Annotated in this window: 19 protein-coding genes, 1 tRNA gene and 1 pseudogene; 6 read left to right on the plus strand and 15 right to left on the minus strand. The window is 63.0% G+C overall.

Going from position 1 to position 23,994, the window contains the following annotated elements; genetic code table 11:
• The first annotated feature begins 30 nt into the window (after window positions 1-30).
• Both dnaG and J8C01_RS00990 read left to right on the plus strand, forming a co-directional pair.
• Window positions 31-1,959 carry a DNA primase gene (gene dnaG / locus J8C01_RS00985; protein ID WP_211432093.1) on the plus strand — a complete coding sequence of 643 codons (1,929 nt, stop codon included), beginning with the start codon at window positions 31-33 and terminating at the stop codon, window positions 1,957-1,959.
• Window positions 1,956-3,557, plus strand: coding sequence for a sigma-70 family RNA polymerase sigma factor (locus tag J8C01_RS00990; RefSeq protein ID WP_211432094.1), 1,602 nt, complete (start codon window positions 1,956-1,958; stop codon window positions 3,555-3,557). Before dnaG ends, J8C01_RS00990 begins: the two co-directional genes overlap by 4 nt.
• A 39-nt stretch (window positions 3,558-3,596) precedes the next feature.
• On the opposite strand, the gene J8C01_RS00995 is transcribed toward J8C01_RS00990, so the two are convergent.
• The 7 genes from J8C01_RS00995 to J8C01_RS01030 all read right to left on the minus strand — a co-directional run bounded on the left by J8C01_RS00995 (window position 3,597) and on the right by J8C01_RS01030 (window position 9,198).
• Window positions 3,597-5,045 (minus strand): carotenoid oxygenase family protein, encoded by a 1,449-nt coding sequence (locus J8C01_RS00995; protein WP_211432095.1) that lies wholly within the window; start codon window positions 5,043-5,045, stop codon window positions 3,597-3,599.
• Window positions 5,046-5,055: 10 nt separating this feature from the next.
• Window positions 5,056-5,649, minus strand: a complete 594-nt coding sequence (locus J8C01_RS01000; RefSeq protein WP_014098714.1) for an HD domain-containing protein — start codon at window positions 5,647-5,649, stop codon at window positions 5,056-5,058.
• Window positions 5,650-5,662: 13 nt separating this feature from the next.
• Window positions 5,663-5,992: a MerR family transcriptional regulator gene (locus J8C01_RS15275; protein WP_081464871.1), complete on the minus strand. Its 330-nt coding sequence runs from the start codon at window positions 5,990-5,992 to the stop codon at window positions 5,663-5,665.
• A 71-nt stretch (window positions 5,993-6,063) separates the two neighbouring features.
• Window positions 6,064-6,504 carry an acyl-CoA thioesterase gene (locus J8C01_RS01015; protein WP_211422384.1) on the minus strand — a complete coding sequence of 147 codons (441 nt, stop codon included), beginning with the start codon at window positions 6,502-6,504 and terminating at the stop codon, window positions 6,064-6,066.
• A gap of 14 nt (window positions 6,505-6,518) precedes the next feature.
• On the minus strand, window positions 6,519-7,955 hold the full coding sequence (locus J8C01_RS01020) for a radical SAM protein (protein WP_211432096.1): 1,437 nt from the start codon (window positions 7,953-7,955) through the stop codon (window positions 6,519-6,521).
• Window positions 7,948-8,748 carry a prolipoprotein diacylglyceryl transferase gene (locus tag J8C01_RS01025; RefSeq protein ID WP_211432097.1) on the minus strand — a complete coding sequence of 267 codons (801 nt, stop codon included), beginning with the start codon at window positions 8,746-8,748 and terminating at the stop codon, window positions 7,948-7,950. Before J8C01_RS01025 ends, J8C01_RS01020 begins: the two co-directional genes overlap by 8 nt.
• A gap of 30 nt (window positions 8,749-8,778) precedes the next feature.
• A complete protein-coding gene (locus tag J8C01_RS01030; RefSeq protein WP_014098718.1) occupies window positions 8,779-9,198 on the minus strand; it encodes a F0F1 ATP synthase subunit epsilon in 420 nt (139 codons plus the stop codon).
• A gap of 188 nt (window positions 9,199-9,386) precedes the next feature.
• On the opposite strand from J8C01_RS01030, the gene J8C01_RS01035 reads away from it, so the two are divergent.
• Both J8C01_RS01035 and J8C01_RS01040 read left to right on the plus strand, forming a co-directional pair.
• A complete protein-coding gene (locus tag J8C01_RS01035) occupies window positions 9,387-9,800 on the plus strand; it encodes an OsmC family protein (protein WP_014098719.1) in 414 nt (137 codons plus the stop codon).
• A 65-nt stretch (window positions 9,801-9,865) separates the two neighbouring features.
• Window positions 9,866-9,940 (plus strand) — tRNA-Gly (locus J8C01_RS01040).
• Window positions 9,941-10,308: 368 nt separating this feature from the next.
• Here the strand turns inward: J8C01_RS01040 and J8C01_RS01045 are convergent.
• Window positions 10,309-11,351: pseudogene (locus J8C01_RS01045) on the minus strand (RNA-guided endonuclease InsQ/TnpB family protein).
• Window positions 11,352-11,525: 174 nt separating this feature from the next.
• Window positions 11,526-12,992 carry a S8 family peptidase gene (locus J8C01_RS01050; RefSeq protein WP_249355461.1) on the minus strand — a complete coding sequence of 489 codons (1,467 nt, stop codon included), beginning with the start codon at window positions 12,990-12,992 and terminating at the stop codon, window positions 11,526-11,528.
• A gap of 368 nt (window positions 12,993-13,360) precedes the next feature.
• Here J8C01_RS01050 and J8C01_RS01055 point away from each other — a divergent pair, with 368 nt between their 5' ends.
• Complete coding sequence (locus J8C01_RS01055) at window positions 13,361-16,333, plus strand: sigma 54-interacting transcriptional regulator (protein WP_211432098.1); 2,973 nt, start codon at window positions 13,361-13,363, stop codon at window positions 16,331-16,333.
• A 10-nt stretch (window positions 16,334-16,343) separates the two neighbouring features.
• Here the strand turns inward: J8C01_RS01055 and J8C01_RS01060 are convergent, their stop codons facing one another.
• The 6 genes from J8C01_RS01060 to glmM all read right to left on the minus strand — a co-directional run bounded on the left by J8C01_RS01060 (window position 16,344) and on the right by glmM (window position 22,470).
• Entirely contained in the window at window positions 16,344-18,539 is a 2,196-nt protein-coding gene (locus J8C01_RS01060; protein ID WP_211432099.1) for a serine/threonine-protein kinase, read from the minus strand.
• Between the two features lie 167 nt (window positions 18,540-18,706).
• Window positions 18,707-18,994, minus strand: a complete 288-nt coding sequence (locus J8C01_RS01065; RefSeq protein ID WP_211432100.1) for a SemiSWEET family sugar transporter — start codon at window positions 18,992-18,994, stop codon at window positions 18,707-18,709.
• A 42-nt stretch (window positions 18,995-19,036) separates the two neighbouring features.
• A complete protein-coding gene (locus tag J8C01_RS01070; protein WP_211432101.1) occupies window positions 19,037-19,663 on the minus strand; it encodes a PNPOx family protein in 627 nt (208 codons plus the stop codon).
• Window positions 19,660-20,205, minus strand: coding sequence for a DNA-3-methyladenine glycosylase (locus tag J8C01_RS01075; protein ID WP_249355462.1), 546 nt, complete (start codon window positions 20,203-20,205; stop codon window positions 19,660-19,662). Before J8C01_RS01075 ends, J8C01_RS01070 begins: the two co-directional genes overlap by 4 nt.
• 31 nt (window positions 20,206-20,236) lie before the next feature.
• Window positions 20,237-21,025 carry a DUF362 domain-containing protein gene (locus tag J8C01_RS01080; RefSeq protein ID WP_211424422.1) on the minus strand — a complete coding sequence of 263 codons (789 nt, stop codon included), beginning with the start codon at window positions 21,023-21,025 and terminating at the stop codon, window positions 20,237-20,239.
• 71 nt (window positions 21,026-21,096) lie between these two features.
• Window positions 21,097-22,470 (minus strand): phosphoglucosamine mutase, encoded by a 1,374-nt coding sequence (gene glmM / locus J8C01_RS01085; protein ID WP_211432102.1) that lies wholly within the window; start codon window positions 22,468-22,470, stop codon window positions 21,097-21,099.
• 132 nt (window positions 22,471-22,602) lie between these two features.
• Between glmM and glmU the strand changes: the two genes are divergently transcribed.
• Window positions 22,603-23,985, plus strand: coding sequence for a bifunctional UDP-N-acetylglucosamine diphosphorylase/glucosamine-1-phosphate N-acetyltransferase GlmU (gene glmU / locus J8C01_RS01090; protein ID WP_256444024.1), 1,383 nt, complete (start codon window positions 22,603-22,605; stop codon window positions 23,983-23,985).
• Window positions 23,986-23,994: the final 9 nt, after the last annotated feature.

Here is a 23,994-nt window from a genome sequence, read left to right on the forward strand (position 1 = left end):
CATGGGCGTTTCTGAAACAGGTGCTTCACCATGTTGCTCGACCGCCAAACCGTTGACGATCTGCGCGCCCAGGCGGACATCGTGCGCGTGGTTTCCGGCTATGTCACGCTGCGCAAGCGCGGCGCGAACTACCTTGCCTGCTGTCCGTTCCACAGCGAAAAAACGCCCAGCTTCAACGTCCATCCCGGCAAGCAGGTGTTCAAGTGTTTTGGGTGCGGCATCGGCGGTGATGTGTTCACCTTCGTGATGCGCATGGAGAATGTCGGCTTTGCCGAAGCCGTACGCATTGTGGCCGAAGTGTGCGGCCTGCCGCTGCCGGAAGCCCGTCCGGCCGCCCCGCCGGCACACGGGAAAGGGGCGCATCAGGAAGGGGCGCTGCCGGAAGCGGAAGAACGGGAGCGTCTGCTGCGCCTGCACGAGCTGGCCCTGCGGTTTTTCCAGAGCCAGCTTGCCGCCCCGGAACACTACGCTGCCCGCGAGTATCTGGCGCGGCGTGAGGTGGCGCCGTCCACGATTGCCGCGCTCGGCCTCGGCTATGCCCCCGACCGCTGGGATGCGCTGCTGAACTTTCTGCGCAGCCACGGCGCAAGCCTGACCGACCTCGAACGCAGCGGTCTGGTCACGCCACGGGAAAGTGGCAGCGGTGGCTACGACCGCTTCCGGGGACGAATCATGTTTCCGATTGCCGATTCGCAGGGGCGCGTCGTGGCCTTTGGGGGACGCACACTGGGCGACGGCGAGCCGAAGTACCTCAACTCGCCGGAAACACCGCTCTACGTCAAGGGAAAGCACCTGTTCGGGCTGCATCTGGCGAAGGAAGCCATCCGGCGCAGCGGCTTTGCCATTCTGGTGGAAGGCTACATGGACTTTCTGCGCCTGTATCAGGAGGGCGTTCACAACGTCGTGGCGACCCTGGGCACGGCGCTGACGGAGGCGCAGGTGCGCCAGTTGCGGCGGTATCTGGAAACGCCCAAAGTCGTCATCAACTTCGACAGTGACCGCGCCGGACAGGCGGCCACCCGGCGCAGCTTTGAGCTGCTGCTGGAGCAGGGGTTTCGCGTCAACGTGCTCCATCTGCCGGAAGGCAAGGACCCGGATGATTTCGTGCGGGCACAGGGCGTCCGCGCCTACCGCGCCTGCCTCCGACAGTCACAGCCGCTGGTGGAATATCTGGCCGATGCGGCGGGACTGGAGTACGACCTGACGCGCCCGGCCGGGCGGGCCCAGGCCGTCAATGCTGTGCTGCCATACATTGCCAAACTCAACGATCCCATCGAGCGCGCGCTGGCGGCCGAACGGCTGGCTGACCGGCTTCAGTTGGATGTAGGGTTGATTCGTACGGCCCTGGAGCAGTCCGCCCGTGAGCGGCGCACTGAGCTGGCGGTGGAAACCGTCGAGGTGGCGGCCAAGCTGACGCTGGCCGAGCGGCAGGTGCTTCAGGTGCTGCTGTCCCATCCGCCGCTGTGCGAACTGGCCTTTGCCGCACTGGATGACGAACTCATCAGCATGCTCCCCGGGCGCGTGTTTTTCCGTGCGGTGCGGGAGGTCTATCTGAAAGGCGAGCCGTTTGCTTATGCTCCGCTGGCCGCAGCGGTGGCCCGTTGGCAGCGGGCCGAAACCAGCGGAAACGCCCACGGGCAGTTTGATTTCCTTGCGGAAGCCGACCACACGCCAACGCCGCTGGACCGGGAAATGGAAAACTACGTCGCCGAACTGCTGTTGGGTGCTGAGCCGCCGGCCGACGACACGGCGCTGGCAAAGTACCGTTCCATTCTGGAAGACGGGTTGCTGGTGCTTCAGCAGCGGCGGCTGGAACACCAGAGCGCTGCCATGCACCGGAATGTGCAGAAGGCGGCGGAATCCGATGACGAGCAACTTGCCCTGCGCTATGCCCACGAACGGTTGCAGCTCAAACGGGCGCGTCTGGCGGCGCTGCACCATCGGCAGAAAAAGCCATGACCGGTGAGACGACCCAGCCGCTTGTGACGCAAGTGATAACCGCCGCGCGTGGCCGGGCTTTTCTGTCCTATGACGAACTCAATGCCCTGCTGCCGCCGGGGATGACCGATGTTGCGGTCATCGAGGCGCTGCTGTCCGCGCTGGAGCGGCGTGGCATTCGCGTGGGAGAGGAACATGAACGCCCGTTGCCAGCAGGGGCGGTTCCGCGAACCGCCCCTGCCAGCGAAACCGCCCCTACAGCGCCGGCGTCGCCGACCGCCTTTTTTGAAGACCCGCTGCGCCCGTACCTTCAGGAAATGGGACGGATTGCCACGTTGTCCGCCGAAGATGAAGCCGCACTGGTGGCCAGCATCCGCCGCGCTGAGGCGCGGTTTCGGAAGCAGCTTTCCCGCCTGCCGGCCACAGCGGTCCTGCTTATTGAAAAAGCAGAAGCCTTGGCGCAGGGAGAGAGTGCGGCAGCCCGCTGGTTTGATCTGTCGGGAACGGCAGCCGGGCCGGAGCCGGGCGAAACGGCATCGTCGGAAGCTGCTTCTCTGGAGGCGGCCCTTGACGAGGCTGTGGCGCGTATGAGGCAGGCGCTGGAAGCCGTTCAGGATGAGTGGTCTCTGCTGTCCGCCGTGGCCGATCTGCCCGCATCGGCGGACTGGCAGCGCCGCCGCCTGGCCCGGGCGCGGATTCTCCTGTCGCGGGCCGTGCTGGATGTGCCGCTCTCCCGTACCGGCTACACGTCCCTGCTTGAAGCCATGGAAGCCGGACGGCGTACCAACGCCGCGTGGCTGCTGACGGCCGCCGAGCCGGCCGAAGTGGCGCGCACCCTGGCGCAGGCGCGGCAGATGTTTGACCGGGCGGCGGCGGCGCGGCAGCGGCTGGTGGAAACCAATCTGCGGTTGGTCGTGTCGGTTGCCAGGCACTACACGCACCGGGGACTCGGACTGACAGATTTAATCCAGGAAGGCAATCTCGGACTGCTGCGCGCTGCCGAGCGGTTCAGCGGGCAGCGCCCGGAACGGTTTGCTTCCTACGCGACGTGGTGGATTCGCCGCGCCATGGCGCAGGCGCTCAGTGAGCAGCCGCGCCTGATTCGGTTGCCGGCGGCCGTGCGCGCCGAACTCACGCGGCTGCTCGAAGCCATGCACCGTCTGACGCTGGAACGGCGCCGTGAGCCAAAACAGGCCGAACTGGCGGAACATCTGGGCATGTCGCTTGAAAAAGTGCAGATGTTGCTCCAGTTGGCGCAGCCGCCGGTCAGCCTCGAAACACCGGTGGGCGATGAAGAAGACCAGAGTCTGGGGGACTTCATTGCCGATACCCACGCGCCGAATCCGCTGGATGATGCGGCGCGCGTCCGCCTGCGGGAAGACCTCAATGCCGCGCTTCAGTCACTCAATGCCCGCGAGGAGAAGGTACTGCGGATGCGCTTCGGGTTGGGCGCGGATGGCAAAGCCTACACACTCGAAGAAATCGCGCAGTTTTTTGCGCTCCCACGGGAGCGCATCCAGCGCATTGAAGCGGAAGCCCTGCGGAAGCTGCGGCGTCCGGCGCGCAGCCAGCGCCTGCGCCAGTTTCTGGACGATACGGCGCACGATGCGTCGGCCTGACGCCGGGGCCAGGCCACACAATCGGTTGGCGATTGGCCTTTATTTGGCGACGAACTGCCCGTGCAGACCGTAGGGGACAGTATCGCGCAGGTGGAGCCGCGCCAGCGGCCCGCCGGCCACATTCCGGGCGTCAAAAATGGCCAGCCCGCTTGTTCCCCGTCGGGCATCGAACACCATCTGCAGGAGGTAGCCGGCGTTTTCGTCAGTGGTGCCCGGCGTGGGCACGAACACCGGCTCGCCGACGTAGCCGCCGGGGGCGAAACTGTACGTCTGGGTTTCGCCCGTATGGGTGTTGTAAGCCAGAACGCCTTGCAGCGGCGCATTGCCGGTCGGTGCATCAGCCATGGCCATAAAGGCCCAGCGGTGGGGGAGTCCGACCCGCGCCGGGTGGACGCCGGGAAACTCGACGGCGCGTTCCAGCAGGCGTTCCCGGCGGGACGCGCCGGTTTTCAGGTTGATGGTGAAGCGGAAAAGCTGCGAGGCCGCGATTTTTTCAATCTCGACCTGCTGGTACATCGTGCCCGGTTCGAGCGAGGGGAAGGTTTCGTACGCAATGGAATCCACAGTCAGCACATCATCTGCAATGTGGGCGTTGACGTGGTGGAACACAAAACAGGCGTCAGTTTCGTAGGTGCGCATCCGTCCGCCGTGGCGTGGCAGCAGGTGGACTTTCGTCGGGCGGTCAGGCTGGAAGACGAGGCATTCGGCCGCGCCACGAAAACCGAACCAGTAGGGCAGGGGATTGACCGTGACCGGGTTCTGAAAAAATACGGCGTAGTCGTCGGTCAGGGCGAAGTCGTGGATGAAGGCAAAGCCGGGGACTTCCCAACGGTGTTGCGCCGTCACGTTCAGGTTGGCGTCGAGGGTGTACAGGTTGATGGTTGAGGATAGTCCCGGCTGGATGCCGAAGTTGACCATCTCGCCGGTGCGCCGGTCGTAGTGGGGATGTGCTGCAAAGTTGGCGTTGCCGGCGAGCGCCCCGCCCAAGTCATCTTCGCCAATGGTTTCAAGCGTTTGTGGGTCGAGAGCGTAGGGCTTTCCGCCTTCCCACAGCGCCAGCAGTTTTTTGGGCGAGCAGGCCACGTTGGTATTGGCAATGTTTTTGGCCTGGAGGTCAAAGGCATTGGCCAGCCAGCCACCCGGCTTCTGTGTGCCGAAGACGCCGCGTTGCAGGAAGCGTCCGGCTTTGGACTCGGCAATGAAGCCGGCCGTGCGGACGTACCGGTTGCGAAACCGGACCCGGCCGTCGCCGGTGAAGTCAAAGGCGCAGATCATGCCGTCGCCGTCGAACGGATGCTGGACAGACTGGCCGCCGCGTTCAAGCAGTCCGGGCCCATTGCGGTACAGCGTGCCGCAGAGGTCAGCCGGCAGGTTGCCTTCGATGTCGTCAATCCAGTAGTCGCGTTCTTCAGTCAGTGACGTGTAGCCGCACAGCCAGTCGGCGCGGTTCCAGCGGCGGGTGGTGGGTTGGGGAGCGGGAGCAGCCATGGCACCTTCTTCAGGCGTGGGGTTCGGCCTGGGGGGAAGCCAACGATGCCAGACGTTCGAGTTCGGCTACCGTGCGTTCAAGTTCGTTGGCAAGCGGTTGGCACGGCCCGGCGGCAAAGATTTCGACAAGGCGGCGGTAGTACCACAGCGTTCCTTCCCGGCCGCCTTCAAACCGCGACCACAGGGCTTCGCCGACCGTCCGGTAGTCGGCCAGAATCGTGCGCGCGTTGTGAACCTTGTCGGCCAGCGACACCAGCCGTGCCGTGTCAGGCGTCGTACGCAGGTGGGCGAGGTAGGCTTCCTTGCGCGCGCGCCACGGCGGTTTGGGTATCTGATCGGTGTCGGTACAGTGGTCCACAATGGCTGCCACGTCTTCGCCGAAGCGGTGACGGATTTCCTGCCGTATGGCGTCGCCGCCCTGGTCTTCCACGGCGTCGTGCAGCAGGGCCGCAATGGCCTGGTCTTCCGTGCCGCCGTGTTCGAGGACCAGCGCCGATACCGACAGCAGGTGGCTGATATAAGGGATTTCCGTTCCCTTGCGCTTCTGGTGGCGGTGAAGCTGGTGGGCGAAGACCAGCGCCGCATCGTACCGTTCGCTGAGCATGGTTTGTCTGCTATCAAGAATGTGCGCAAAAGTGCGCACGGTTCTCTTCCTGCCCCGACGTGTCCTGTTGACCACCGTCGTATCTGACAGGCGTGACTTTCCCGACTACGGCGGGGACGGTCCCCGCCGCAGCGCCGCCATTGCTGGACGGACTCGCCACGGGTAGGGCAGTTTCGGTTGCCAGCCGTTTCAGGTTCAGCTTCAGGTTCAGCGCCGCGAGGCAGCGGTTGCTGTCCGTTCGGGCCACCGGAATCAGCCTTCCTTCGCGTTCCCAACGCTGCAACGTCCTGACCGGGACACCGGGAAGTTTTGCCGCTTTGCCTGTGCTGATCGTGCTTTCCATGAGCATTATTATACACTATCGCGTACTATACGGCAAGCTAGAGTCCGTCTCCCAAGCCGGTGACTGAATCGTTATGCCGCCTGTCCGGTGGGGCCGGTGGAGAGTGCCGCGTGGATGTCTGCCGGCAGGCGTATGATGCGGCCCGCGTGGTTCGTCGGCAAGTGTGTCGTTTCGCCCGTGGCCAGCAGGGTGTCGTCGGTGGCGCGCCGGATGTCGTAACCAAAGACAACCTGCCGCGAGCGCAGCGCCAGCAGGCGGGTGGTGATGTGGATGTCGTCGTCGTAACGGGCCGGCGACAGATAGCGCACCCGCGCTTCCGCCACGACAAGGCGCAGTCCGGCGGCTTCCATCGCGCGGTAGGCATATCCGCAGGCCCGGCAGTAGTCAGTACGTCCGATTTCCATCCAGACCAGATAGTTGGCGTGATAGACCACGCCCATCTGGTCGGTTTCGGCGTACCGGACGCGCAGGCGCGAAATGACACTGGAAGGCAGGGCTGAATCCGTCGCCATGGTTGCGTGGGGGGTCAGTGCCGCGTTGCTTCCGGCAGCGGGGCCGCCGGAGCGGCGACGCGCTGCCGCAGCGCCACAAGCTGTGCCTCGCGGTCGTCGCGGTAAAACAGGTTGAAGGTGTCGAAGGGGATGATCCGCCCGTCAGGGTGAACGATGTGGACACACGACCGCTTCACCGAGCGGATGTCGAGATTGTGGGCGTCCATAAACTGCACGATGAGAATCCGAAAGACGTTCTCGTAGCTCAGCGATGCCGGGACGTTGACCAGCGGCAGGCAGCAGAGCAGTTGTTTGAGGGAAAGCGCCTGTCCGTCCGGGGAATGGCCCGTGGAGAACGTCCTGAACAGTTGCTCCCGAAATGCCGCCTGGTGCTCGTAGGCGATGGTGTTGTTGCCTTCGCCGGCCAACAACATCTGCGGATCAATGAGTCCGGTCAGCGGGATGATGTCTCCGCCGAGTTTCAGGGCGTAGGCCATGGCCAGACAGTCGGGATGGCAGGGAACGGGCAGGACATCCTGGGGGCGCAGCCAGGAAACCTGCCGCAGCAGTTGCTGCCGTACTTCGCCCAGCGTCAGGCGGTCACGCGCCGGGTCGAAGTGTTCCGTCCGTCCGGCCGCCTGTACCGGCTGGAAGGTCACACCGCGCACGCACGGATGCTGAAGGGCAAAGGCGATGATGTCGCCGATTTCGTCGTCGTTGACGCCCTTTTTCAGGGTGACGACAAGGGTTGTGGAGACCTTCAGCCGGTCGAGCCGTTCCAGCGCGCGCTCACGGACGGCGCGCAGGTCCAGTCCGCGCAGGTCACAGAGGGCGGCGGGCCGCAGGGAATCGAACTGAAGGTACACCTCGAAGCCGGGCATGTAGCCAGCCAGCCGTTCGGCAAAGGCTTCGTCCTGGGCGATGCGAATGCCGTTGGTGTTGATCATCAGGTGCTTGATGGGACGGCGGCGGGCGGCGTCGAGAATCTCGAAAAATGCCGGATGCAGCGTCGGTTCGCCGCCGCTGATCTGCACGATGTCCGGCTCGCCTTCATTGCGTACGACACAGTCGAGCATGAACTCAACCTGTTCGAGGCTGCGATGGGTCGGACGATGGGGCCCCGAATCGGCATAGCAAATCGGACAGGTCAGGTTGCAGTGGTCGGTGATCTCGACAATGGTCAGGCAGCCATGCTGCTCGTGATCGGGACAGATGCCGCAGTCATACGGACAGCCATACCGAATAGGCGTGTTGAACTGCCGGACGAGTTGGCCGGGCTTCAAAAACTGCCGTTGCTGCCGGTAAAACGCGGCATCCGTGGAAATGAGCACCCGTTCGCGCCCGTGCGTCGGGCAGAACTTGTGCATGAACACCCGCTCGCCTTCGATGACAATCTTGGCCTCGACCTTCTGGAAACATGTCGCGCAGATGGCGTTGGTCAGCTCATAGAACAGGTAGGGGCGGTCAGCCATGGGCCGGGCTTCCTTTCGCCGTGGAGTGGGCCGTTGCGGGGGCGTGGGGGAGCGTTGGTCTCCACTGACGCCACAGGCTGATGGCAGCCGCAACCAAGCCGAGCAAAGCCACAAACTGAATGGCCGTCAGTCCGATGAGGTAAGGGAACGGACGCGGCTTGATGAACTCGATGGCGAAGCGGAAGGCGAAGTAGCCGATGAGAAACTGGCGAAACCGCGCGCCGTCCGGTGCGCCGGGCAGCTTCCATGTCCAGAGCAGCCAGCCAAGCCCGGTCAGATAGAGGATTTCATAGAGCTGGGTTGGGTGGCGGCGGAGGCCGTCGCCGAAATCAACGCCCCAGGGCAGGCTGGTGGCGATGCCGCAGGTGCCGTCGGAGAGACCGGTGAGGAAGCACCCGATCCGTCCGATGGCGATGCCCACGATGAGCGGAAAGACGTAGGCATCGCCGGTGGCCTGCGAAACGCCGGCAAAGCGTTTGGCAACTTCGACGCCCAGCCAGCCGCCCAGCAGCCCGCCCACGATGGACTTTCCCTGAAGCCAGATGAGCGGGTTGGCGCGGTGCTGCCAGTAGAGCGGGAAGACTTCCAGCCAGGCGACGAGCTTTGACCCAAGGGTTGCGCCGGCCAGGCAGCCGACGAGCGTCCAGACCGCCTGTTCGACGGTCATTCCGCCGGGTTGCCGGCGGCGGGCGCGCAGGTAGAGCCGAAAGCCAACCGTATAGGCCAGAATTTCACAGACCAGATGAATCGGAATGGTGACGCCGGGCAGCCGCAGGTCGTAGGGGAAGCTCATGGCAGAACACCATTCTGCTGGGAGGTCCGTTCAGCGGGACATGTAGCGTTCGGCGGTTTTGACGCGCACCAGCGCTGCTTCCAGTTCGGCGCGCAGACGGGAAAGGTCTTCATCGGGGCGTTCGGCTTCGGCTTTCCTGAGCGCCAGTTCGGCTTCACGCAGGCGCGTCCGGGCTTCCTCGATGTCAATGTCTTCGGCGAGTTCGGCCCGTTCGGTCAGCACGGTGACGCGGTTGCCCAGAACTTCCACGAAACCCTGCGCCACGAACGCCAGGGTTTCCTTTCCGCCCTGGCGATAGGTCAAAAGACCAGCCACACCAAGTTGTGACATCAGGGCGGCGTGGCCGGGGAGGACACCGATTTCACCATCCAGCGCCGGCAGGACGACTTCATCCACGGTCTGGGAAGGAAACGCCCGTTCGGGGGTAACGATGTCGAGTGTGAGAGACATATCCTTCAAATTGGTCCTTCATGTGCCAGATTTGTCTGTGGCGGCACGATACCAGCCCTGCCCCCGGATTGGAAACCGGTTGCCCAAGACAGTGGTCAGGACAATGAAGTTGGGCATTCCGAGGCAGACCTGCCAATGAAAGTCTGAAAGTGTCGCCGCCTGAGTTTTCTTGAGACAGGAGATTGTTCATGGCTGTTGAAATCACTGGCAAGTATCTCGGCGCTTTGCGCGTTGAAATGACCCACGGCCCCTCCGGGGCACTTCTGCAAACCGTGGCCCCGACGGACAACCAGGGGGACGGAAGCTGTTTTTCGCCAACGGACCTCGTGGCGGCGGCGCTTGGCTCCTGCATGATGACCCTGATGGGTATCGTTGCCCAGCGCGACGGCCTCGACCTTTCCGGCGCACATTTCCGCGTCGTCAAACACATGCAGACGACCTCGCCGCGCCGTGTGGCATCCCTACCCATCACCTTTCACCTGCCGGGTCACATTCCAGCCGAGGCCCGTCCCAAACTCGAACGTGCGGCCCTGACCTGCCCCGTTCACCACAGCCTGCACCCGGACATTGAAAGCAAGGTTGAGTTCCTTTACGACCTGTGAACCGCACATCAACGGGCGTTGACAGGTCACAGGCGGCGGCGTATGTTCTCGCCAGGTCATCCGATGCGGGCGTAGCTCAATGGTAGAGTACCAGCTTCCCAAGCTGGGTGTTGTGGGTTCGAGTCCCATCGCCCGCTCCACATCCGGCGCCAAAAACCACGGCTGCCGAAAGACCACTTGACATACTCCCCTGCCTAAAGGCAGGGGATTCTTGTTCTTGGTTCTGCGAGCGCACTTACTTCATCAGGTTGCCCCTCTAAAGCAGCGGTGCATCTCTCCCCAAGCGTTCCCTCTTTCGAGGCAGTTCCCTTTTGCCCAAAGGTACTGTAGTGGCAAGTAGCGAATAGCGAACAGGGAGCGAGTAGCGAGTAGCGAGTAGCGAGTGAAGCGAGTAGCGAGCAGCGAGTAGCGAGTAGCGATCAACCACTCGCCACTCGCCATTCGCCACTCGCCAATTCCGCCACTCACCACTCGCCTCTGAACCACTCGCCACTCGCCACTTGCTTCCTTATTGAGGACAACTATGGGTTCTAGTGGATAGGGTTTTTACTACCCTATGCTCACAGTGACTACAGTCCTGTGTGGTGTACTGCGGCGGTACGCTGACGACTGCCTTGTCCCACACCTTGCCGTAGTAGTCCAGCCACGCAGTGAATTGAGACCAGCCAGCATCATGAATGGATTTGGCAAGATGATGATTTTTGACCAGGTTCTTCACCTGCAAGTCTTCATACGCCACGACATCGTGAGATGCCACCACGCACCGTGCCTGACTGCCCAGTCTTTACGCTGGCGTTGGACTTTCAGATGCACTTTGCCCAGTCGCTTTCTTTGCTTGTGGTAGTTCTTGGATTGGGATTTTGCCCCCTTCTTGAACTTCCGACTTAATCTGCGCTGGTGTTGCTTTAACCTCCTTTCACTACGCCTCAAAAACTTAGGATACTCTACAGGGTTGCCGTTCTGGTCGGTGTAGAAAGCCCTTAAGCCCAAGTCAATGCCAATCACATTGCCTGTGTATGCTCCCTGCTCTTTGCGCTCCACATCCAGGCAGAACTGAGCATAGTACCCATCTGCCCTGCGTATCACCCGCACCCGATTGATTTTGGAGTTTAGGATATGGTGTCTTGCCTCACCATTGCAGTACAGAGCAAAAGCACCAGCATTGAAGCCATCAGTGAAGGTGATAGACATTCCATCTCCTGACAGCTTCCAGCCAGATACCTTGTATTCCACAGAACGGCAATGCCTCTTGAACTTGGGATACCCTTTCTTGACCGCCTTGTTTCTGCAGTTGGTATAGAACCGAGAAATGGAAGCCCAGGCTCGCTCTGCACTTGCCTGCCTTGCCGCTGAGTTTAACTTCCTGACAAAGTCAAACTCTTTGGCCAGGTCTTTGCAGTGGGCATAGAGAACAGCTTTGTTTACACTCTTGTTGTCCATCCAGTACCGCACACATTTGTTTCTGACAAACTGTGCGGTACGGATGGCTTCATCCAGAGCGTGATACTGCTTTGCTGTCCCGTTGAGTAGCTTGGCTTCCATGACTCTCATACTGCTATTTTATCACAGGTTTGGCTTGATAAAACAGCGTGCGCCTTATATCCCTGCCCTAAAGTGCAGGGCTTTACGGCGTTTTTTCGGTAAAACAGACAACAACAAACAAAAAACGAGGCGGATGAAACCATCCGCCTCGCGTCGTTTGGGCGTCCGTGTAACGCTACCGACTTAGTAGTTACGGAACAGCGCGTTGGCATCCAGCGTGCCGTTGCTGACGCACCGGCCGTTGAGGGATGAAATCCGATAGACGCTGTTCATGATGTTGTTCTTGATGGTGAGACCGCGCGCTGAACGCCGGGCAGCGTAGAGCGCAACCACACCCGTGACGTGCGGGGTTGCCATCGAAGTGCCGCTCAGAGAGCCATACCGGCTCGCCGGCAGCGTGGACTGAATGTTAGAGCCGGGCGCGCCGAGGTCAACACTCGTGCGGCCGTAGTTCGAGAAGGAAGACAGTGCGCCGGTGCTCGTGATGGAAGCCACGGAAATGATGCAGTCGTGGCTGTAGCTGGCCGGGTAGGACGGACGGCGGTCGTTGTCGTTGGACTCGTTGCCCGCTGCCGCCACGAAGAGAATGTTGCGCGCCTGGGCGCGGGAAATCGCATCGAACAGCGCCTGCGAGTAACCGCCGCCGCCCCACGAGTTGTTCGTGGCAACGATGTCCAGCCCATGCCGCACCTTGAGGTCGGTGAAGTAGTCAATGGCGCGGATGGCGTTGGCCGTCGTGCCGCCCTGTGCACCCAGGAACTTGGCCGAAATCATGGTCACGCGCCAGTTGACGCCGACCACGCCGATGCCGTTGTTGCCTACGGCACCAATCGTGCCGGCCACGTGCGTGCCGTGGGAGTCAATGTTGGTCGAACCGGAAGCCGGCCCGTCATACACCGTCCGGTCGTTGTTGGCGAAGTCCCAGCCATGCGTGTCATCCACATAGCCATTGCCGTCGTTGTCGCGTCCATCCACGGGATCGAAGGGGTTGACCCAGATGTTGGCCTGCAGGTCGGGATGGTTGACCTGGATGCCTTCGTCAATGACGCCGACGTAGATGTTGCGTGAACCGGTGCCATTCGTCACCGAGGTGGACCACACGGCGGCGGCTTCACTACCGTACTGATTGCTCGTGCCGCTGCCGGTCCGGTAGCCGTACATGCCCCACATCGAGCCGTTCAGGAAGAGCGGGTCGTTGGGACGCGCTGCCTGAAGCTTGGTGTAAATCCAGTTGGGTTCAACCGACTTGACGGCCCGGTGGCCGCGGAGAATTTCGCACGCTTCCTTGACGCTCAGACCCGGCGGCAGGGTGTCGAGTTCAACCTCACCGGCCGGGCGCTCCATACCGTTGCGCAGGGGCGTGCCAGCTTCGAGCATACGCCGTTCGTCGGACGAAAGCAGCGTTGTCGCACGGGCGGCGCCAATCATGGCGCGCACCTCGGCGCGGCTGCGCTCATCAGCGTCTTCGTAGTACTGGATGATGACCTGATTGGCCACGTAACGCGGCTCACCGGCTACGTCCACCGGGTATTCGTCACCTCCGGCTCCGCCGGCCGACGGCGGCAGCGGGCGGCTGATCTGGCTGAAAGTGGTTGCCGTCATACCTCCGGCAAGCAAAAGCGCAAACGCAAGGGCCAGTGACTTTTTCACGATGAGGATTCCTCCATGGATGAAGCGGGAAAGGATTTGTGGTGCGCAGAACCGTCTGGCGCTGTGCGCATCCTGTGCAAGACAACTTGCGTGCCAAACCTGACGGACTCCCGTTGGAATGACACCCGCTGTGGGCCGGCGGCGCGCCACACTGTGACCCGTGACGCGCCGGAATGCCGGCTTTTTCAAGGTTTTTTCGTCCATGGCACTGGCTTGTGACGCAAAAGGCTTGAGAAAGGGCCGACTTGGCATTACCTTCACGGCCTTGCACCTGAACCGTCAATCGCCGCTAAAGTGTCAAATGACTTGCTGTCAACCTGCTTGACGGCAAGCATCTTGATGGTTATGGAGACTGACTCGTCGCCGCGATGTCTGATGCGCTTTCTGCCAGTGCGCCACGCCTGAGTCGCCATGAGTGGTTGGTCAGTCGGCTGCAATTCGAAATCGGAGAACTTGAGCAAAAGGGGTCGCCGCTGGCTGTCGAACGGCGCTTTGAGCTGGCCCGCCTTCTGGCCGAGGTGCACCGCTTTGACGAAGCGGCACAGGTTCTGGACCGCATCGCCGCACAGGCGGCTGATGCGGAAACCATCGCCGGCGTTCACCTCCAGCGGGCGGACACCTATCTGCGCCGGCACCACATTCCGCGCGCCATTCACGAAGCCAATCTGGCGCTGAAGGTGGGAGAGTCTGAGCGCCTGGAGACTGTAGTGGGGCAGGCGGAAGCCCTTTTGGGACGCATCTACGCGGCCATTGATGAATACGCCATCGCCCGTGAGCATCTGGAGCGGGGGCTGCGTTTGCTGGAAGCGGCCCGCAGGATGCGCGGCGTTGCCGAATGCCGCTGGCAGCTTGCCGTCATGGCCTATCACGAGGGGCGTCCGGCCGAATCGCGTGATGAAGCCGCGCGCGCCCTCGCGCTGCTTGAAGCCCTGCCGGGCGGGTTGGCGGCCCAGGACCCCAGGCTGGTTGGGCAGTTGCTTGACCACCAGGCTTTTATGGCTTTTGAGGCAGGCGATCTCGCCACGGCGCTGGCGCTGCTGGAAAGGGCCCTGTCCCACTGGGCGCAAACCGATGACCGGTTGGCGTTGGGGCGGGCGTATGACCTGGTGGCCGATGTGCGCATGTGCGCCGGCAAGTGGCGCGAGGCTGAAGAAGCCTTGGGGCAGGCGATGTCTCTGGTGGCGGATGACCAGGCGGCTGAAAGCCTGGTACGCCGGACGGCAAGCCGCCTGCGGCTCTGGCAGGGTGATCTGGACGCTGCCGAACGGCAGGCCCGGTTGGCCGTGGAACGGGCGCTGGCCGCCGGACGGGCGGCTGCCGAAGCCGGCGGCTGGGAAGCTCTGGCCGAAGTGCTGCTGGCGCAGGGACGCAACGAGGAAGCCTTGGCGCTGTTTGAGCAGGCCACGCGCATCAACGCCAAAATCAACCGGATCAACCGTCTGCCCATCAGCCACCTGCGTCTGGCCGAAGCCTGTCTGGCCACGGGCGACGCCGTCCGGGCGGAAGCCCATATCCGCCGTGCCCGTGAGCTGTTCGGAGAGACGCCCAAGCTCCACGCTTCGGGTCTGCTCTGTCGGCTCGAAGGGGAGTTGCACCTCGTGCGCAACAATCCCAGTGAGGCTGTCACGGCTTTTACCCAGAGCCTGTCCATGTTTGAAGCGGCCGGCTTTCTCTACGACGCCGCCACGAGTCACCTTGGAGCCGGCCGGGCCTTTCTCGCTCTGGGCAATCCGGCCCGGGCGCGCCTTCACCTCGAAGCCGCCCAGCGGCTCTTTATGGAACTGGGCGCCCAACGTGGCCTGACACAGGCGACGCAGTTGCTGGCCGAAGCCCAACGCGCCGATGAGCGGGACCGTCCACTGGCTCCCGCGCCCAGCCTCGATGCCCTGCTCGTCGAAAGTCTTGTGGCGGCTTCGACAACACCGGATTTGCTGCTGCGCGAACTGGTCATCCTGCTCCGTGATGAACTGCGGGTGAACGCTGCCATTTTTGAACAGATGCCCGATGGACTGCGGCTCCACGCGGGCAGCGCCGGTCCAGCCGAGCGGATGCGCCGTGCTCTGGAAAGCAGCCTGCATGATGAGCGTTCCCTGCCGGACGATCTGACGGTGCGCACGTTCAATGACGTGCGGCCCGGAGCCGATCTCGCTCCCATGCGGCGGTTTTTCCTGTGCCTGAGCGGCGTCATCGCGCCCAACATCGCCACAACCATCGAGGCGCTCGTCCACGTCGTGGAGTTCATTCTCGAAAATCACCGTCTGCGCAACACCGTCCGGGCTTCCCGGGCCATTGCAAGCAGTGAGCCGGCGGCCAACCGCTTTGCCCACCTGGGTCTGGTGTGCGAGTCGCCGGCCATGCTGTCGGTTGTGGAGCGGATTGAAAAAATCCGCTCCTCCGATGTGACGGTGCTCATCACGGGTGAGTCCGGGGTCGGCAAGGAACTCGTGGCCCGGGCGCTCCACGCCACCAGCCGCCGCCGGGACCGGGTGTTTTTGCCCTTCAACTGTGCTGCGATTCCGGCCGAGTTGGTCGAAAGCCGGCTGTTCGGGCACCGCCAGGGAGCTTTTACCGGGGCCAACAAAGACGCCTTGGGCATCATCCGGTCGGCCGCCGGAGGAACGCTGTTTCTGGACGAAATCGGAGAGCTGGCCCTGCACGTCCAGCCCAAGCTGCTGCGCTTCCTGCAGGAGCGCGAAATTCACCCGGTAGGCGAGGAAAAGCCCATCAAGGTGGATGTCCGGGTCATTGCGGCGACCAACCGCGACCTGGAAGCGGAGGTGGCCCAGGGCCGGTTTCGGGAAGACCTGTTTCACCGCCTCAACGTGGTACGTCTGCACGTCCCACCGCTGCGGGCGCGCCGCGAAGACATTGCGCCGTTGGTACGGCATCTGTTGCGCGAGTGCGCCAAGCGGGAAGGGAAAAATGTTGCCCTTTCCGAAGCGGCTCTGGAACGTCTGTGCCAGCTTCCCTGGCCGGGCAATGTGCGGCAGCTCAAAAACGAAGTTGAGCGGGCGGTTGCACTTGCCGAACCCAACGACATCCTGACGCCCGATCACTTTTCACCGGAGTTGTGGCTCGCCACACCGCCGATGCCGAGTGGCGCGCACCGCATTCCGCCGTTGCCGCCGGGCGGTCGCCGTGGAACGGGGGAGCTGGTTCTGCCTTCCCGACCCACGTTGTCAGCGGCCGTGGAGGCGCTGGAGCGCCAGATGATTGCCGAGGCGCTGGAGCGTCACCACGGCAACGTCACCCATGCTGCACGTGAACTGGGCCTGACCCGGCAGGGGCTGATTCTCAAGCGCCGCCGCTATGGCCTTGAAAAAGAACCGCTGCGGGAATGATGCCGGTACACTATGGCAAAGATGGCAAAGGCAGGCCCCACCGGCGAACCGTGCCATCCTGCCCGCAGGAAAAGGCGTGGACGCCATCGGGATGCAGAGCCACGTGGTGCACCCGTTCGGTGTGACCGGTCAGGCACATAATTTCACAGCCGCTTTCGATGTCCCACAGCCGCACGGTCCGGTCGTCGCTGCCCGACAGAAGCCGTTTGCCATCGGCCGAAATGGCCAGACTGTTGACGTAGTTGCCGTGGCCAATGAAGACCTGCACTGGTTTTCCGTCGGCGACCTGCCACAGGCGAATTGTCGAATCAAGGTTGACTGACGCCACCTGCCGGCCATCGGGCGTAAAGACGACCTGCGCCGAGCCGTAGGGAATTTGCCCGGCATCAAGCCGTTTGATGCGCCGCCGCCCTTCACTTTCGGCCGTCTTGACCTGCTTGAGTTCGCTGCCGACCAGCCGCTGGCGGTCATCCGAAATGGACACGCTCAGCGAGTCGTAGGTCGTTTCGTCCGGCGGCAGATAGAGCAGCTCCCGTCCAGTGTGCGTGGCCCACAGGTGGATGTCACCGCTGACGGTCATGACGATGACCGATTGCCCGTCCGGCGCAAAGGTGGCGCAGGCAATTTCATCGGCATGCTTGGTGAACCGGCGGATTTCGCGTCCGGTGGAAGTTTCCCACAGGCGTACGGTTTTGTCCTGCCCGCCGGTCACAATCCATTGCCCGTCTGGCGAGAACGCCACCGTCGTCACCATCGTGTGCCCGAAGAGCCGCCGCAGTTCGCTGCCGCTCTGGGCGTCGCGCAGGCGGAGGCTGTCATCCGCGCCGCTGAACACGGCCAGGCGGTTGTCGGGACTTAGCGCCGCACAGCGTACCGGAAACATGCGCCCGGCGGCAAAACGGGTGATTTCACGCCCGTCTTCAGTCGAAAACATGCCGATGGTCTGGTCACGGCGCGCTGAATGGAAAAACCTGCCATCCCGCGAAAAAGCAATGCTGTTTGGGTAGGTGTGGCCGGTGAAGACGGCAATCTCGCCGAGCTTTTCGGCCGGTTTTACCGGTTCGGGCGCTGGCAACACCAGCCCTGCCAGATTCGGCAGGTGCGGGGCGGGGCCGTTGGTCGCCGATGGAGCCGTGGCCGCCGGGACGCTTTCCGTCAGCGGGGAAGTGATGATTTCCAGGGTTGAGGTCAGGTCGAAGAGCAACGGTACGCTGGGGCCTTCAGCCGTCAGCGCCGGGAGTCCGGCCGGAACCGCCGGTGAGGCGGGGTCCGCCGATGGCGTTGACGCCGGACTGCCCAGGGTGAACTTCCCGGAAGAGTAGCCGAAGGAAGATTCGCCCGTGGCTGCCAGCAGCTCGCTGGCCAGTTCCTCTGCCGTCGGCCGGTTGGCCGGGTCCTTTTCCAGCGCGTGCAGGACAACCCGCTCGATTTCCGCTGGAACGGCCGGGTTGTATGAACGCAATGGCGGCGGCGGATCATTGACCTGCATCCACATCACGGCGACGAAATCATTGTCCGGCGACTCGAACGGCAACTTTCCCGTCAGCATCTGGTACATCATGATGCCCAGACTGTACACGTCCGCCTTGCCGTCGTAGGGCTTGTTGCGCATGCGTTCCGGCGACATGTACTCCGGCGTTCCCATGAGAATGCCGGTGGCCGTCAGGTTGCGCCGGCCGGGTTCTTTTGGGGGACGCGCCAGCTTGGCAATGCCGAAGTCGAGTACCTTGACGACCTCTCCGCGCCGGGTGCGGTGGAGAAAAATGTTATCCGGCTTGATGTCGCGGTGGACGATGCCCGATGCATGGGCTTCGGTGAGCACATCGCACACCGGGATGATGATTTCCACACAGCGTTCGAGTGGAAGCACAAACCGTTCCTGGAGTTCGTCGCTCAGCGGGCGGCCGTCGAGCAGCTCCATCACGAGGTAGGCATGGCCATCCTGGGTGATGCTGAAATCCAGAACAGCCACGGCGTTGGGATGGGAAACCGAGCAGGCCGAGACGCCTTCCTGCCGAAACCGCTCCAGGTTTTCCGGCGTGGTGTTGTGGATGTTGTTGTGCAGCACCTTGACTGCCACAGGGCGGTTGAGGTTCAGATGCGTGGCCCGATAGACCGCACCAAAACCGCCCACGCCAATTTTGGCGTCAAGGCGATACTTGCCATCGAGGGTGACACCAATGAAGGGATCGGGGATGGTCGTCAAGGGCTGGTGTCTCCACGAAGAAAACCTGGGTCTGTGCGGGATGAGAAGCCTATTGTGTGCCAAACCTTGTGGTATGACAACCAAGTTTCTCGTCAACCTTTTGGCAGCCGATTGTAGCAAAAATTCAGATGCAGTGCAGCCGGCCGTGGCGCTGGCAGGGCTGTTTTTCAGTCCGGTGTACCGTGCCGCGCGCCGCCATAGCGAAACTTCAGCACCAGAATCGTGGCGACCAGAACCAGCGTGAGGGTGTTCCACACCATCAGCGGTATGTCCCGGTGGAGCAACCCATAGATGAGCCACAGGATGACACCGGTGGAAAACACAAGGTACATGCCGGCCGAAACGTCTTTGACCGACTTCGTGCGCCAGCTCTGCCACACCTGAAGGGCGAAAGAAAAGCTGGTGAGGGCGCCGGCCAAAAGGCCCAGAACTGTCAGTGTGGCAGAGGAAGGCATAGGTGTGGCACCGGTTGGTTACGGCGCATCCGGTCGGCCTGGTCAGGGTGTCAGCCAGTGGCCACGCCAGCCGGCGGCATGATCGTCCCAGGTGAAGGCGGCCCGCCGGTGGCCGCGGGCCGCAAGCTGGAGCCAGTCCAGCCGGATAACCTCCGTGACACAGACGGCAAAGTTGACAAAGCCGGCTTCACTTTCTTCTGCCGTCGGCGACCGCTCCACCAGTGCCGGCGGTAGTCCGCTGGAGGGGGTATCGGACGGGGTGCTGGGAGCCACTTCAGCCAAGTAACAGCGCCGTGACATCAGCCGGGTGCGCGCCCAGGCGTCTGCGGCCACGGCATCACCCTGGTGAACCACAGTGTTCCCTTTGGCCCGTACCTGAATCTTGCCAGCCGGGTCATAAAACACCCATGCCGTTGTGTGACAGGCCTGTAACAGGCGCACCTTGGGGGCGCGGGCGTCGGTGTGGAATGCCAGTTCGCGGCGGTCCGGGGAAGCGCGCCGCAGGACGACGACCCGCGCATCGCAGTCTGCCGGGCCGGCCGTGGCTACGACGGGCGTGTGAAAGGGATGTCCGGCTTCCCGGACGCCGACTTCAAAAGCCTCCCAGATACTTCTGAGAATGGCGTCGAGATCGGTTGGCAGGTCAGTTGGCAGGTGATGGCCCTTCATCGGAAACGGCTGACACTCGGTTCATTCGGAATGAAGAACCGCCAGAGTAAATCGCGCCCCTGAGTAATGCCAATGCGGGGCGAACTGGCGATGGGCGGTGCAGTTGCGCGCGGTTGGAGGCAGACCCGGTGCCCGATCTGCTCGCCGTTGTGTTCGCGTCCAATTCCCAGGGCGCGGCAGAGCCGGCCCGGGCCGCGCGCCAACTCGTGAACCGGCATCGGGCGCGGCGTCCGGGCCTGCATGCTCTCGATGCCATGCGTCGGCGCAATGGCGCGAATGAGCACTGCGCCAGGGCCGCGCGTATCGGTCGTGAAGTTGAGGCAGTAATACATCCCGTAAATCAGATACACGTAGAGCCGCCCGTAGGTCTCACGCATCAACTGACCACGCGGCCCACGCAAAACGGCATGCGAGGCCGGGTCGTCGGTGTAGGCTTCGGTTTCAACGATGATGCCGCCAGCGTCACCGTGCCAGAGCGTACATCCCAGAAGTTCCTGTGCGACGGTCACGGCGTCACGGGCGAAAAAATCAGCCGTCAGCATTGGGTTCATACCAGTCAGCACGGCGCGTCGGTCAACCGGCCCGCCGCTGCCGGGCAATAGTCTGGAAATAATCCGAACACGGCTCACCGGCAAGCTCCACGGCGCGCAGGTCCACGTCCAGCAGGTCGGTCCCGGTGACAACCTTGCCCACTGGAACAGCCGTGCCTTCATCCGGTTGCCAGTCCCGGCTGATGAACTTGTGGGTCAGGTCCACGACGGCCCCCTCAAACCGTACGCCAAGGGTGAAATAGACATCCACCAGGACACGCTGCACGTCCGGGACGTGGAGCTGCCCACGGGCATGCGGGCTGCGGGCGCGATAGACGGCGCGCGGAAAGAGTCCGTAGAGATTTTTGATGGCGGCGCTGATGAGCGGGCGTCCCTTGAGCGTCGTGCGCTTGAAACCGGCCACGGATACCCGGCAGTCAGCTTCCTCCAGAAGCGCCGGGGCCTGCATCCGGTCAAACCGCTGCGGTTGCCGGGAGGTGTTGGAATAGGCCTTGTGCGACAGCGTATCCGCATCCAGCAGCCGCAGCCCCGGATCGGCCAGTTCGGTCAGCAGCCGGTTGACGCCCAGCCGGGACATGACTTCCGCAAACGTGACCTTGGTGCAGACGCCTTCCAGAATGACGATCTCCGCCCGTGGCGCAACACGCCGGATACCGAGCAGCACTTCCCGCAGCACCGGCAGCCCTACCGTGACCGGAGCCGGGACGGGATAGCCCAGGTTTGGCTTGACAATGACCCGCTGCGCCCCATGCGCAGCCAGCGGCGGTACGTAGTGAAAGGTCGGACTATCGGCTACGACGGTGTCGCTCACGAAATGGCGTTGGCCGCAGCGAAGGCGGCACGATTATGGGCTGGTGGGGGGAGCGTGCAGAACAAGAGGCTCTATCCGGGGTGCCCATTGCCCAGGTCACGCTCGATGGCGGCGGCAACTTGGGCGGCAAGCGTGCCGATGTCTATGCCGTTGGCCGCTTCCAGCATCACCCGCGCCAGATTTTCCGTGCCGGAGTACCGCAGGAGCAGGCGTCCCCGTCCGGCAAGCTGGGCCTCGACTTCCCGCACCGTTGCCGCCACCCGTGGAAGGGTCTCGAAGGGGCGCTTTTCACGTACGGGAACGTTGACGAGCGTCTGTGGGAAGCGGGTCAGTCCGCGCACGGCTTCGCGCAGCGAGCACTGCCGTTCCACGAGCAGGCGCAGAACGTTGAGGGCCGTCAGCAGCCCGTCGCCGGCCAGGCTCTGGCGGGCAAAAATGATGTGGCCCGATTGTTCACCGCCCAGCAGTGCGCCGTGTTCGAGCATTGCCGCCAGCACGGCCCGGTCGCCCACCGGCGTGCGGATGAGGTCAATGCCCCGTTCCCGCAGGGCCAGTTCCAGCCCCATGTTGCTCATGACGGTTGCCACGACACAGCGCGGTGTCAGTTCGCCACGGGCGTCGGCGTCGGTGGCCATGGCGTAGAGGATGGCATCGCCGTCCACCACTTCGCCCTGTTCATCCACAAACAGGCAGCGGTCGGCGTCCCCGTCAAAGGCAATGCCAAGCTGCGCACCGGCTGCACGGGTCACTTCGGCCACGTGCTGGATGTGAATCGTTCCACATCCGTCGTTGATGTTGCGTCCGTTGGCGGCCGCGCCGGTCACAAAGGTTTTGGCGCCGAGCGCCTGGAGCATGATGTTGGCGTAAGGCGCGGCCGCGCCATTGGCACAGTCAACGGCAATGGACCAGCCGGAAAGGTCGAGGTCCGCGCCAATGTGCTGCGTGAGAAACTCCAGATAACTCAACGCATGGGTTGGGTCTTCCCACAACGAAGCCGGAGCTGAACCGGGCGCCTCAGTCTGCGCCGGGGCCGGGGACAGGTTTTCAAGGGCGGCTTCAATGGCGGTTTCCAGCGCGTCGTCGGTTTTTTCTCCCGAAGCCAGAAAGAACTTGATGCCGTTGTCGTGAAATGGATTGTGCGAGGCCGAAATGACAATCCCGGCGTCAAAGCCTTCGGCGCGGGTCAGGTAGGCAATGCCGGGCGTGGGGATGATACCGGCGCAGCTTACTGTGCCCCCGGCCTGTGCAATCCCTTGGGCAACGGCGGCAGCTATCCACGGACTGGATTCACGGGTGTCACCGCCAATGACCAACCGGGGCGTCTGCCCGGTACGCGCCGCCAGCACCTGGCTGAGCGTGGCTCCGATGACGGTCAGAGCTTCTGGTTGAAGTGGGAACTCCCCGGCGCGGCCGCGTATCCCATCGGTACCAAAAAAGCGTCCCATGACAGTGAACTTCGCTGTGGCTGAATTTCGAGCCGCCGGACGCCAAACAACCATAGCGCCGGACTCTTTCTGGAATTTATAGTCTGGCGACGGCATCCGCACCAGCCAAGATTGTGTTGAGGAGCTATCCGTTTGTCTATTCCAGTTACCGTTGTCATATTGGCAGCCGGCGAAGGAACGCGCATGAAGTCACGCCTGCCGAAAGTGCTGCACTCTGTCGCCGGCGATACGCTGCTGGGGCATGTTGCCCGGAGCGCAGCCGCACTGGACCCAAAGCAGGTCGTGGTCGTGGTCGGCCACGGGGCAGAAGCCGTGCACGAGGCTTTTGCCGCCCGTTGGAAGGCGTTGGCCCCGCATATCCCGTTTTCAGTCGTCGTGCAGTCCGAGCGGCGTGGCACAGCCCATGCCCTGCAGGTGACAGAGGAGGCTCTGTCGGCCGTCACCGGCACGCTGCTGGTGCTCTCCGGGGATGTGCCGCTGCTGCGGCCAGCAACACTCCGCCACCTGCTGGCCGTCCATGCCGCAACCGGGGCGGCGGCAACCGTCCTTTCCACCAACCTGGCGACACCGACCGGCTACGGCCGCATCCGGCGCACATCCGACGGAGGCTTTGACCGGATCATCGAGGAACGCGACGCCACACCGGCCGAAAAAGCCATCACCGAAATCAACGCCGGGGTCTATACCTTCCAGCTCGACGGCCTGTTTGACGTGCTGGCCCGCATCTCCAACGACAACGCCCAGGGGGAATACTACCTGCCCGATGCCCTGCGGCTGCTGCGCCAGGATGGGCGGCGCGTCGAGGTGCTGCTGCACCCCGAAGCCGAGGAAGTCTGCGGCGTCAACACCCGCGCCGAACTGGCGGCGGCAGGAGCCATCCTGCGTCGTCGCAAGGTGTCCGAACTGATGGCCGCCGGGGTGACGTTTCTCGACCCGGCAACAGCGTACGTCGAAGTGGATGTCGAGATTGGGATGGACACCGTGGTGTCTCCCAATGTGCATCTCGAAGGTCAGACCGTCATTGGCGAAGATTGCCGGATTCACACGGGCGCACGGCTCGTCAATGCCTGCTTGGGGAACAGTGTGACCGTACGCGACTACTCGCTGGTCTTTGACAGCCGCCTCGATGACCGGGCAACCGTCGGGCCCTTTGCCCACCTGCGCCTGAATGCCCACGTGCAGGAAGGCGCTGTGGTGGGGAACTTCGTGGAGGTCAAGCAGTCGTCGCTGGGTCCCGGAACAAAAGCCATGCACCTGAGCTATCTCGGTGACGCCACGCTTGGGGCTGGGGTCAATGTGGGCGCCGGCACGATCACCTGCAACTACGATGGCAGACAGAAGCACCGCACCATTGTCGAGGACGGCGTCAAAATCGGCAGCGACACCATGCTGGTCGCGCCAGTGCGGGTGGGCGCGGGAGCCGTGACGGGGGCCGGGGCCGTCGTGACCGAGGATGTGCCGCCTGCCACGCTCGTGGTCGGCGTGCCGGCCAAGGTCAAAAAAGTTTTGTCCTGAGCGCCTGTC

The sequence above is a fragment of the Chloracidobacterium sp. D genome (assembly GCF_018304685.1).
Taxonomy (GTDB): Bacteria; Acidobacteriota; Blastocatellia; order Chloracidobacteriales; family Chloracidobacteriaceae; genus Chloracidobacterium; species Chloracidobacterium thermophilum.